Origin of the sequence: Streptomyces sulphureus DSM 40104, from assembly GCF_000381025.1 — a bacterium.
Taxonomy (GTDB): domain Bacteria; phylum Actinomycetota; class Actinomycetes; order Streptomycetales; family Streptomycetaceae; genus Streptomyces; species Streptomyces sulphureus.
In genome coordinates, this window is record NZ_KB905814.1 from 297,087 (window position 1) to 308,895 (window position 11,809).

At 72.9% G+C, this 11,809-nt stretch carries 8 protein-coding genes and 1 pseudogene; 7 read left to right on the forward strand and 2 right to left on the reverse strand.

The window, feature by feature from the left end; genetic code table 11:
* The first annotated feature begins 137 nt into the window (after nucleotides 1–137).
* From F603_RS0105580 to F603_RS33865, 5 genes and pseudogenes are all read left to right on the forward strand, one after another.
* On the forward strand, nucleotides 138–1,178 hold the full coding sequence (locus F603_RS0105580) for an iron-siderophore ABC transporter substrate-binding protein (protein ID WP_019545029.1): 1,041 nt from the start codon (nucleotides 138–140) through the stop codon (nucleotides 1,176–1,178).
* Between the two features lie 26 nt (nucleotides 1,179–1,204).
* Nucleotides 1,205–2,248, forward strand: coding sequence for a FecCD family ABC transporter permease (locus tag F603_RS0105585; protein WP_019545030.1), 1,044 nt, complete (start codon nucleotides 1,205–1,207; stop codon nucleotides 2,246–2,248).
* Entirely contained in the window at nucleotides 2,245–3,312 is a 1,068-nt protein-coding gene (locus F603_RS0105590) for a FecCD family ABC transporter permease (protein WP_019545031.1), read from the forward strand. The genes F603_RS0105585 and F603_RS0105590 overlap by 4 nt, the downstream gene beginning before the upstream one ends.
* A complete protein-coding gene (locus tag F603_RS0105595; RefSeq protein WP_019545032.1) occupies nucleotides 3,309–4,175 on the forward strand; it encodes an ABC transporter ATP-binding protein in 867 nt (288 codons plus the stop codon). The genes F603_RS0105590 and F603_RS0105595 overlap by 4 nt, the downstream gene beginning before the upstream one ends.
* 189 nt (nucleotides 4,176–4,364) lie before the next feature.
* Nucleotides 4,365–5,124, forward strand: a pseudogene (locus F603_RS33865) (LLM class flavin-dependent oxidoreductase); the annotation flags it as partial.
* Nucleotides 5,125–5,164: 40 nt separating this feature from the next.
* Here the strand turns inward: F603_RS33865 and F603_RS0105610 are convergent.
* Complete coding sequence (locus F603_RS0105610) at nucleotides 5,165–6,316, reverse strand: amidase family protein (RefSeq protein ID WP_019545035.1); 1,152 nt, start codon at nucleotides 6,314–6,316, stop codon at nucleotides 5,165–5,167.
* 75 nt (nucleotides 6,317–6,391) lie between these two features.
* Nucleotides 6,392–7,210 carry an SAM-dependent methyltransferase gene (locus F603_RS0105615; protein WP_019545036.1) on the reverse strand — a complete coding sequence of 273 codons (819 nt, stop codon included), beginning with the start codon at nucleotides 7,208–7,210 and terminating at the stop codon, nucleotides 6,392–6,394.
* Nucleotides 7,211–7,484: 274 nt separating this feature from the next.
* Here F603_RS0105615 and F603_RS0105620 point away from each other — a divergent pair, with 274 nt between their 5' ends.
* Both F603_RS0105620 and F603_RS0105625 read left to right on the forward strand, forming a co-directional pair.
* Nucleotides 7,485–9,710, forward strand: a complete 2,226-nt coding sequence (locus tag F603_RS0105620) for a HelD family protein (RefSeq protein ID WP_019545037.1) — start codon at nucleotides 7,485–7,487, stop codon at nucleotides 9,708–9,710.
* 320 nt (nucleotides 9,711–10,030) lie between these two features.
* Nucleotides 10,031–11,803 carry a hypothetical protein gene (locus F603_RS0105625; RefSeq protein ID WP_019545038.1) on the forward strand — a complete coding sequence of 591 codons (1,773 nt, stop codon included), beginning with the start codon at nucleotides 10,031–10,033 and terminating at the stop codon, nucleotides 11,801–11,803.
* Nucleotides 11,804–11,809 lie beyond the last annotated feature (6 nt).

The following is an 11,809-nucleotide window of genomic DNA, read 5'->3' on the forward strand; positions in this document are numbered from 1 at the left end:
TACCCTGTGTAGTAAGTTTAGCCTTACCTAAGATCTTGACCTGGGAGTCCACCCTCCTCGCCCGGCCGACCCGTTTCGGCGACCCCCACTCGTCGAGGCGGGCGCGACCGCGCAGTCAACTAGCCCTGAGGAAGCCCATGCCCACCAAGTTCGCGCGCGTGCGCCGCCAGACGCTCGCCGCCTCGGTCACCGCCGCTGTAGCCGCTCTCGCTCTCGCCGGCTGCTCGTCGGAGAGCTCCGACGACTCCTCGTCGTCGAAGGGCGACGGTGCCTTCCCCGTCAAGATCAAGAGCGCCCTCGGCACCGCGGAGATCGAGGACGCCCCGAAGCGGGTCGTCACCCTCGGACAGGGCTCGACGGAGACCTCGATCGCCCTCGGCACCACCCCGGTCGGCGCCGAGAAGTACCCGTGGGGCAGCGACAAGACGGGCTACCTCCCCTGGGTCCACGAGGCCGTGAAGAAGAAGGGCGACAAGCTGCCGAAGCAGTTCACCGGCGGCGAGGAGCTCGACATCGAGGCGATCACCGAGCTGGAGCCCGACGTCATCCTCGCCCCGTGGTCCGGCGTGACGCAGAAGCAGTACGACGTCCTCAAGGACATCGCCCCGACCGTCGCCTACCCCGACAAGGCGTGGTCGACCGACTGGGACGAGCAGATCGACCTCATCGCCAAGGCGCTCGGCAAGCCCGCCGACGGCAAGAAGCTCACCGCGAAGATCGAGAAGCAGCTCGACGACGCGTCGAAGAAGCGCCCCGAGTACAAGAACCACACGTTCTCGTACATCTACAACAACGGCCCCGGCACCCTCGGCGTGTTCAAGCCGAAGGAGCAGCGGGTCGACATGGTCTCCCGGCTCGGCCTCAAGGTGGACCCGGTCGTCAACGGCTTCAAGGAGACCGAGGGCACCGACTCGGCGCTGATCGGCCTCGAGAACGCCAACAAGCTGAAGAAGAGCGACGTGATCTTCACCTTCTACAGCGACGAGAAGAACCGCAAGGAGATCGAGAAGCAGAAGCTCTACGCCTCGATCCCCGCCGTGAAGAAGGACGCGGTCGTCGCCAGCGAGGATCAGCCGTTCGTCACCGCCTCCTCGATGATCAACCCGCTCACCGTCCCCTGGGTCATCGAGCGCTACCTGCCGATGATCGACAAGGCGATCGAGAAGGCCGAGAAGTGACCGAAGCGAGCTGACCTCCGCACCCGATGACCACCACCAGCCGCACCCGGCCGGGCGGTGCCGCCACCCTGCGTGGCGGCACCGCCCGGCGGCTGCTCGTCCTGGCAGCGGGGCTCGCCCTGCTGCTGCTCTCCGTCGTGGCGAGCCTGATGTTCGGCAGCAACAGCACCTCGCTCGGCGACGTCGTCGACGTACTGACGGGCGACGCGGGCACCTACGTGACGACCGTCGTGGAGAGCCGGTACCCGCGCACCGTGCTCGGCGTCCTCGCGGGCGTCTGCCTCGCCGTCGCCGGCACGCTGATGCAGGGCGTCACCCGCAACCCCCTCGCCGATCCCGGCCTGTTGGGGATTAACGCGGGCGCGTCCGCGTCCGTCGTCGCGGCTACCGCCTTCCTCGGCGCCACCGGACGCACCGACACGATGTGGTGGGCGCTGCCGGGCGCGCTCCTCGCCGGGCTGCTCGTCTACGCGCTCGGCTCGGCCGGCGGGAGCACGGGGACCAGCCTGGTGCGGCTGGTACTCGCGGGCGCCGTCCTCACCGCGGTCCTCACCGCCTTCATCCAGGCCGTCACGCTCAGCAAGCCGCAGGTCTTCGACAGCTACCGGTACTGGGTCGTCGGCTCCCTCGCCGGCCGGGGCTTCGACGTCTTCTTCTCCGTGCTGCCCTTCGCCCTCCTCGGCCTCGTCATCGCCGTCCTCCTCGCCCCTGGGCTCAACGCCCTCGCGCTGGGCGACGAGTCGGCGACCTCGCTCGGCAGCAACCCGACCGTCCTGCGAGCCGGCGGGCTCCTCGCGGCGACGCTGCTGAGCGCCGCCGCGACCGCGGCCGTCGGCCCGATCGCCTTCGTCGGGCTCGCCGTTCCGCACATCGTCCGCGCCTGCGTCGGCGTCGACTTCCGGATGCAGGTCGCCTTCTCCGCCGTCGCGGGGCCGGGGCTGCTGCTCCTCGCCGACGTCGTCGGACGTGTCGTACTGCGGCCGCAGGAGTTGATGGTCGGCGTGGTGACCGCGTTCATCGGCGCGCCCGCGCTGCTGTACGCGGTGCGCAGGATGAAGGGGACCGCATGAGCACGACCACCGAAACCCGCCGCGGTGCCGAACAGCCCGCCGGGCACCTGCGGATCGGCACCGCCGTCGCGCTGCCGGTGCGGAGGCGCTCCGTCGTCGTCGGCGTCGTCGCCGTCGTGGTGCTGCTCGCCGCCGCCGTCGCCACGCTCACCCTTGGACGGCTCGGCATCGCACTGCCCGACCTGCCGCGCTCGGTCTTCGGCGGAGCCGAGGGCGCCGACAAATTCGTGCTCAAGCGGCTGCGGGGGCCGCGGCTCGGCGTCGCCGCGGGAGCGGGCGCCGCGTTCGGGCTCTCCGGTGCGCTCTTCCAGTCGGTCACCCGCAACCCCCTCGGCAGCCCCGACGTCATCGGGCTCACCGCGGGCGCGGGCGCCGGCGCCTCGGCCGCCGCACTGCTCCTCCCCGACCTGCTGCCCGTCCCGGTCGGCGCCCTGCTCGGTACAGTGCTGGCGATGGCCCTCGTCTACGTCTCCACGGGCACCGGTTTCCGGAACCCCGGGCGGCTCGTCGTCGCCGGGATCGGGGTGGCGGCGATCGCCACCGCGTTCACGCAGTACGTCGTCTACGCCGTCGAGCGCGACAACGCCACCTCGCTCATGACGTACATCAACGGCAGCCTGGCCACGCGCACTTGGGGCGAGGCGGCGACGATCGCCGCGGTGCTGGTCGTCGTCGGACCGCTCGTCGCGCTCCTCGCCCGGCGGCTGCACCTCTGCGAGATGGGCGACGAACTCGCCGCGGGGCTCGGCGCGGAGCCGCAGCGGACTAAGGGAGCGGCCGTCGCGCTGTCGATGGCGCTCTCCGCCGGTTCCGTCGCCGTGGCGGGGCCGATCGCCTTCATCTCACTCACGGCGCCGCAGATCGCCAAGCGGCTCACGCGCGGCAGCGGCCCCCACCTGACGCTCGCCGCGGTGCTCGGCGCCGTGCTGCTGGTCCTCGCCGACCTCACCGCGCAACAGCTCCCGCTCTTCGACGATCTGCCCGTCGGGATCTACACCATGGCCATCGGAGGCGCGTACCTCGGGTACCTGCTGATCCGCGAGTGGAGGAAGGGAATCCTGTGAGGCCCGACAAGACCCGGCCCCTCGCACCGTCCGAGGCGGCCGAACAGGTCGCCCACGACAAGGGGTTGAGCGCCCGCCGGGTGACGATGTCGTACGGGGGCGCCCCGGTCGTGCGGGACGTCACCCTGCAGATCCCGCACGGCGGTCTCACCGTGATCATCGGCCCCAACGGCTGCGGCAAGTCGACCCTCCTCAAGGGGTTCTCGCGCACGCTGAAGCCGCAGACGGGCGAGTTCCTCCTGCACGGCGCCGACCTCCACTCCTACCGGGGCAAGGAGGCGGCGCGGCACCTCGCGCTGCTGCCGCAGGCGCCCGTCGTCCCCGACGGCATCAGCGTCCGCGAACTCGTCCGCTGCGGCCGCCACCCGCACCACTCGCTCCTGCGCCAGTGGTCGCCCCACGACGACGAGGTGATCGACCTCGCCCTCGCCCGCACAGGACTCACCGGGATCGCCGACGACCGCGCCGCCGAACTCTCCGGCGGCCAGCGCCAGCGCGCCTGGATCGCGATGATCCTCGCGCAGCAGACGGAGCTGCTCCTCCTCGACGAGCCGACGACGTACCTCGACATCGCCCACCAGTACGACCTGTTGGAGCTCTGCGCCGAGCTCAACCGCGAGGGCCGCACGATCGTCGCCGTCCTCCACGACCTCAACCAGGCGGCACGGTTCGCCTCGCACCTCGTCGTCATGAAGGACGGAGAGGTCCACGCGGAGGGCGACCCGAGCGAGGTGATGACGGCCGAGCTCGTCAGCGATGTCTTCGGTCTGCCCTGCGACATCGTCCCCGACCCCCAGACCGGCACTCCGATGATGGTCCCGCACGCGCGGGTGCCGGAGCAGGCGGAGGGTGCCGGGAATTAGGGACGGCGTGCTGCCCAAGCGGATGCGAGCCGTGCACCCCGGGCGCCCCAACTCCCTTACGCCGCTGCGGGCTTGTCCTCCGCCGTCTACCAGGCCCCCGGAATCTTCGCGTCCGGCATCGCCCCCTCGGCGGCGGACCCCCGCCTACGGCTACCCCGCCCTCACCGCAGCCGTGAGCGTGTGGGCGACGCCTACGGCGACTTCCTGGACGAGGACGCGCGGACCGGCGAGTTCCTCCACGTCGTACGCGAACTGTGGCGGGGGCGCACCGTCGGCTGCGAGGGCGCGCACCTGCGCGTCGAGCAGGCGGCGCCCTCCGAGCCGATGCCAGACATCCTCGGCTCGTCCCCCACGGTGCTTGGCGTCGCCGCGCGCCACAGCGACCCCTACCTGGCGTGGGGCGAGCCGCCTGCACAGGTGGCGGAGAAGGTCGCCAGGGTCCGGTCGCGCGCCGCCGGGCACGGGCGCACCGCCGGTTCGGCAGCCGGCTGCACACCATCTCGCGGGGCGCACCCGAGCAGGCGTGAGCCGAGGCCCAACGCCTCCTCGGCGGCTTCGACGCCGGGACGGTCGCGGAGGCCCAACGGGGCCTCGTCCGCGGCGAGTCCGAGTCCGAGTTCGAGTCCGGAAGCGGATGCTCACGCCCCACGGCGGCGGACGCGGCGGGCTGGAGATCCGCCCGGGGCTGTGGGCCGGCAACGGGCTGGTGCGCGGCGGTGCCGGCACGGCGCTCGTCGGCAGCCGTCAGAAGGTCGCCGACCCGATCAAGGAGTACCAGGCGGTCGGGGTCGAGGAGTGCGCCACCTCCTGCTACCCGCACCTGGGGAGGGCGTACCGGTTCGGGGGAGGCGTCCTGCTGATCTGCCGCCAGGAGGTCCTTGGCCGCCGGACCCGCGCTCGCCGCCGAAGTGGCTGCCGTACCGTTGGCCGGGGCACGCCGGCGTGCTGAGCGCCGAACCATGCGTGACAGCACGGCAGTTCGGCGACCCTCACCCATCCTGCACCGGCCACCGGTCGGCCACCGCCGCCACGGCGAGCAGGTCGGCCTCCCGGTTGCGGCGCCCGACGAGCTGGAGCCCGACCGGCTCCCCGACCGCGGTCAGCCCGGCGGGGAGGCTGACGGCCGGGTGCCCGCTGATGTTGAACGCCCAGGTCAGGGCGGTGCTCATCGTCTCCCCCGGACCGCTGTGCGGATGGGGCGGGTTGGGGGTGGTCGGCGTGGCGATGAGGTCGGCCCCTGCGAGCACCCGGTCGACCTGCCGCGTCAGGGCCAGCGCCAGCGACCGCCCGCCGCGGCCGGCTCGTAGCGCCTCCCAGCACGGCTCCGGGTCGTCGAGGACGACGGGGTACTCGCGCACCTCCACGGCACCGGCGGCGGCGAGGGCGTCGAGGCGGCCGTACGCCGTGACGCCGACCCGGTCGAGCACATCGGCGAAGCCGAGGGAGGCCGACCACACGGTGCGCAACGGGCGGGCAGGCAGGGAGAGTTGCGTCGGCGCGGCGCCGGTGAGTGCGTCGAGGTAGGCGGACGCGTCCGCCGCCGTACGCGCGAGCGGTCCGGGGGTGTTCAGTCCGGCCCTGTCGCGCCCCTGGACGCGCCCGCTCGTGGGTTTGAGCCCGACGACGGAGCACCACGCGGCCGGGATGCGCACCGAGCCCGCGCCGTCGCTGCCGGTGGCGAGCGGTACCAGCCCGGCAGCGACCGCGGCGGCCGAGCCGGCCGAGGAACCACCGGGGCTCCACCGGGGATCGTGCGGGTTGAGCGTGGGTCCGCGCTCGGTGTACCCCCAGGTACGCCAGCGGGTCCCCCGCCCCGGTACGGCCGCTGCTCCCACGGCGACGCAGCCGGCGGCGAGCAGTCTGCGGGTCTGGAGCGCGTCCGGCCCTTCGGTCGCTTTGACGGCCAACGGGACGCCGGCGAGCGGGAGTTGCTCACCCGCCCGGACACGGCGGTCGACCTCGGCTGCCTGCTCGGCTGCGCGGCCCGGCCACCGCTGCGTGAACGCGCGCAGCGCGTCGCCGTGCGCGATCCGCTCCAGCGCCGCCGCCGCGACCTCGCGCGCGGACACCTCCCGCCGGCGGACGGCGGCGGCGATGCCGCAGGCCGTCGGCTTCGAGGTGGCGTCGGCTGCGTGGCGCACGTCGATCGCCCCGCCGTCAGCGCCCGGACGTGAGCGATCCAACCGACCGCCAAAAGGGCGCCCTCGCACCGCGGTTCATGCCTTGCTCCCCACCCCGCACCACATCGGCCCGCTTCTCCCGCCGGGTGCCGCCGGGGCCTCGGGCCTCCACTCGGCGAGCGGGACGACCCCCGGCTCCAGCAGCGACGTCCCCTCGAAGAACCGCTCCACCTCGCCCCGCGTACGCGGCGTCGCCGCAGCGTGCTCGGCGGCGCGTTCGTTGTACCGGCGCATCGACTCGGCGACCTGCTCCCGTCCGATGTCGATCGCCGGGTGCGAGACGACGACGCGGCTGCCGGGCGCGAGCGCCTCGACGAGGCGCCGGGTGAGTCCGTGCGGGTCCTCGGCGTCGGGCACGTACTGGAGCACCGCGACGAGCATCAGGGTCACGGGGCGGCCGAAGTCGAGTGTGCCGGCGGCGTGTTGGAGGACGCCGTCGACGTCGCGCAGGTCCGCCTCCAGGTAGTCGGTGCGGCCCTGGGGCGCGGAGCGGAGCAGGGCGCGCGCGTGGGCGAGCACGATCGGGTCGTTGTCGACGTAGACGACGCGGCACTCGGGCGCCGCCCGCTGGGCCACCTCGTGCGTGTTGTCGGCCGCCGGAACGCCCGTGCCGATGTCGAGGAACTGCCGGACGCCCGCGTGCACCGACTCCCGCACGGCACGGCCGAGGAAGGCCCGATTGGCGCGGACGGCATCGATGATCTCGGGGTTCGCGGACGCCGCCTGCTCGGCCGCCTCTTGGTCGGCGGGGTAGTTGTCCTTGCCGCCGAGCCACGCGTCGTAGACGCGCGCCGGGTGGGCTTCCGCCGTGTGGAACGCTGCGGGCGGTCCGCCCGTCGTCTCGTCCTCGCTCATGCTTCCGTCTCGGGCTGGGGCGGCCACGCCGCCGTCCGGAACCGGCGCCGGGCGGCACAGCGCCCGCGGCGCACGCACGGCCAACCCCTGTACGGGAGGCGCTTATTCCGAGTGTGAGCAGTGATTTTTCGGCAAAAAAACAAGCCCCGGAAGAATTGACATCCGTGGCTCGATCCTGCGTATATTTGGTCCTTCGTGCCTTCATGCGAAAGGCGCTTAAGAAGTGGACTGCTGAGAACTTACCGCGTCAGGAGTGGAATTGTCAACCGAGGAAGTGCGGCGGGAACAGCAATTCATCGACGGGCTCTACGCCAGGCTCGACCAACTGGTCGAGCAGGCCGAGGAGACGGTACGCAGCTCGCTCGCGCAGGTGGGCACGGGAAAGCAGGCGAGGCTGGAGCGGGACGTGATGGTGGCGGAGCAGTCGGGGCTGCTCCACGCGATGCGCGCGGAAGAGGACGGGCTCTGCTTCGGGCGCCTCGACTTCCGCGACGGCCGCACCCACCACATCGGGCGCATCGGCGTCCGGCAGGACGACTCCTCCCGGACGCCCTTGGTCATCGACTGGCGCGCCGCCGTGGCGCGTCCCTTCTACCTCGCCACCGGACACTCCCCGATGGGACTGCGACGCAGGCGGCACCTGACCACCGAGGACCGCACCGTCACCGCGCTCCACGACGAGCTGATGGACCTCACGGACCCGACCCGTACGGGACACGAGGGCGAGGACGCCGACGCGGTCCTCCTCGCCGCACTCGACTCGGCGCGCACCGGGCGGATGCACGACATCGTCCGCACCATCCAGGCCGAGCAGGACGCCATCATCCGCGCGCCCCACCAGGGCACCATGGTCGTCGAGGGCGGCCCCGGCACGGGGAAGACCGCCGTCGCGCTCCACCGCGCCGCGTACCTGCTCTACGAGCACCGGGAACTCCTCGCCCGCCGCGCTGTGTTGGTCGTCGGGCCCAACCCCGTGTTCCTCGGCTACATCGGCGACGTGCTGCCGTCGCTCGGCGAGACCGGGGTGCTCTTCGCCACCGTCGGCGAGCTCTTCCCCGGCGTCGAGGCGAGCGGCACCGACAGCCCGGCGGCCGCCGAGGTCAAGGGCCGCGCCACCATGGCCGAGACGCTGGCGAAGGCGCTGCGCGACCGGCAGACCGTGCCCGAGCGGGCGACGGAAATCCCGCACGAGGACTACGAAGCGCTCAGCCTGGACCGCGAGATGGCCGAGGACGCGCGCTGGCGCGCCCGCGAGACCGGCCTGCCCCACAACCTCGCGAGGCCGGTCTTCGCCTTCCACCTCATCGACGCGCTCACCGCGCAGTTGACGGAGCGCATCGGCGAGGACCCTTACGGCGGCCCCAACCTGCTCGGTCCCGACGACATCGCCCAGATGGGCAAGGAAGTCGCGCAGAGCCCGGAGGTCCACGCGGCGATCGACGAGCTGTGGCCGCAGCTCACCCCGCAGGAGTTCGTCGCGGAGTTCCTCGCCGACCCCGTCCACCTCGACGACGCGTCCGCCGAGCTGATCCGGCGGCAGGGCGGCCCGTGGACCGAGGCCGACGTGCCCCTCCTCGACGAGGCCGCCGAGCTGCTCGGCGAGGACGACAGCGCGGCACGCGCCGCGGCCGAGGCGGAGCGCCAGGAGCAGATCGAGTACGCCGAGGGGGTGTTGGAGCTCTCCGTCGGCTCGGAAACGTACGAGTTCGAGGACGAGGAGTCCGAGGTCCTCGCGGCGCACGACGTCATCGACGCCGAGCGGATGGCGGAGCGCCATGAGGAGGCCGACCACCGCACCGCCGCCGAGCGGGCGGCGGCCGACCGGACATGGGCCTTCGGCCACCTCATCGTCGACGAGGCGCAGGAACTCTCGGCGATGGCCTGGCGGCTGCTGATGCGGCGCATTCCGACGCGCTCCATGACGCTCGTCGGCGACCCCGTGCAGGCCGCGGAGACGGCGGCGCTCAAAACCTGGGAGCGCATCCTCGAGCCGTACGTGGGCGACCGCTGGGAGCACAGGCGGCTGGACGTCAACTACCGGACGCCTGCCGAGATCATGGAGGTGGCCGCCGACTTCCAGCGTGCGTACGACCCGTCGTTCGAACCGCCCGGCTCGGTACGGTCGACAGGGACGCGGCCGTGGGCACGGCGCGTCGCGGCGGACGGCCTCGCGGCCGCCACGGCGCACGAGGTCGCGGCCGCGAGGACGGGCGGCCGGATCGCGGTCGTCGCCCCGGCGGAGCTGCACGCCTCCCTCCTCGCCGAACTGCCGGACGCGGCGCACGGGGCAGAGCCCGACCTCACCCGGGAAGTGGTACTGCTCGGGATCCGGCAGGCGAAGGGTCTGGAGTTCGACACGGTCCTCGTCGTCGAGCCGACCGCCTTCGGCGTCAGCGACCTGTACGTCGCGCTCACCCGTGCCACCCAGCACCTCGGTGTCCTCCACACCGGCGAACTCCCCGCAGGGCTCGGGGGACTTGAGGAAGCGGAAGGGCGCTAGGAGGCGTCGGGCTGGGGAAGCGGCGGCGTTGCCGCACGCCCGTCGGGCGGTCATGATCTCCGTCTGGGAGTACGCGTGCCCGCGCGGGCGGTGGGACGTGGACAGGACGCCGGCAACGTCGGCGAGCGCCCGGCCGCCCGCGGCGGAACGGGCTCGACGGGCACGGAGCGGCACCCGCGGCGACGTCGGCGGGCGGACGGTCGCCGGCGTACGTCGACTCCTGCGGGAGCGGGGAAGGATGGCTACGATGCTGCGGTGTCCGCACCGTACCCGCAGCCCGTGCGAGTGCAGGGTGTGCCCGCCCGTTGCACGGAGTCGCCTTGAGCCCCCCGCCGCACCGCCGCCCCGAGGCGGAGGCGTCGCGGGCGGACACCGGGGACCACTGGGCGACGTGGCAGGTGAGGGCGAAGGTGCTCGGCATCGCCCGGACGCTCACTTCGGCGACGCGGCTCCAGGACGTCCTCACCCTGCTGCGGCGCCCCGACGGCATCGAGCTCTACTACACCGTCAACGAGGGCTCCCGGTTCTCCGCCGGCCTCCACGAGTACCTCGCCTCACTCGTCGAACCCGAGCGGGTGCTCCCCTGGGAGACGGCCGTGGCCATGGACCGCGCGGGCGAGTTCCAACTCGCCGTCGCCTGCACCGTCAACTCCTCGATGCACAGCCTCACCTCGCCGCTCGTGGTACTGCCGCACGGGGCCGGGTACAACCGCCTCGTCCCCGAGACGACGGGCGACGCGGAGGCGCCCGCCGGCCTCTCGCGCGGTGAACTCCTCCACGCGGGTCGGCTGGTTCCCCACCGCATCGCGCTCTCGCACGAGGAACAGCTCACGCGGCTGGCGCGCTCCTGCCCTGAAGCGCTGCCCCACGCCGTCGACGTCGGCGACCCCTGCTTCGAGCGGATGCTCCGCAGCCTCGAGCTGCGCGACCGCTACCGGGCGCAGCTCGGCGCCGTCGACGGCCGCAGGCTCGTCGCCGTCAACAGCACCTGGAGCACGCACTCCCTCCTGGGCCGGCGCCCGGACCTCCCGCTGCGTCTGCTCGCCTCGCTGCCCGCCGACGAGTTCCGGGTGGCACTCGTACTGCACCCCAACGTCTGGGCCCACCACGGCAAAGCGGGCGTCCTCGACCAGCTCGCCGAGGCGCTCGACGCCGGCCTCCTCGTCGTGCCACCGCAGGCGGGCTGGCGTGCCGCCCTCGTGGCGGCCGACTGGATCGTCGGAGACCACGGATCGACGAGCTTCTACGGCGCCGCGCTCGGCCGCACCACGCTCCTCGCCGCGGACGGGCTCGCCGAACTCGACCCGGCCTCGCCCACCGCGGAGTTCGCCCGGACGGCACCTCCTCTCGACCCGGACGGCGACCTCCACGCCCAACTCCTCGACGCCGAAGAGCACTTCACGACCGAGGACCTCCGTTCCGTCACGGACCGCTCCCTGTCGCACCGGAACGACGCGGCCCGGCGCGTCCGCGACCTCCTCTACGCGGAGCTCGCCCCGTACGGGGTGCTGCCCTCGGCCGCACCCCGCCTGCCTCCCGTCGAAGAGCCGGAGCCGCGGCGGGGCCTGGACCCGAGTTGTTTCGCCGTGTACGCGCGCACGGAGCCCGGCGGGGCCGTCGCCGTGCGGCGCCATGTGTACGTGCCCCGACAGGGCCTGGAGGAGTGCGACTTCTACGCCGTCACCGCCGAGGAAACGAGCGGGCACCGGGGAACGGCGCCCGTCTGTGCGCGTGCGCACGTCTCGGCCGAACTCCCCGCAGGCGACTGGCTGGAGAAGCAGGCTGCCGCCTATCCGCTTCTTGACGTCGGCGTCGCGGACCTCGGCGAGGGACTGCACCTGGTGCGGCTGCGCGGCGGGGAGCGGCTGGAGGCATGGGTGCCCCGGCAGCCCGGCGAAGCACGCCCCGCGATCGATCCGTTGCTCCTCGGCTCCGCTCTCTACGCGGTCCTCCTCGAAGCAGCCGCCGAGCTGCCGGAGGAGCTGCCGCCAGGGGAGGGCGAAAGGCGCGTCTTCCGTGCGGACACGCTGGGCGAGGAGATCGTGGTGCGCACCGGCCGCCGTCGGGTCGCGGTGCAGTTGGTGCGGGTCTGAACGGTT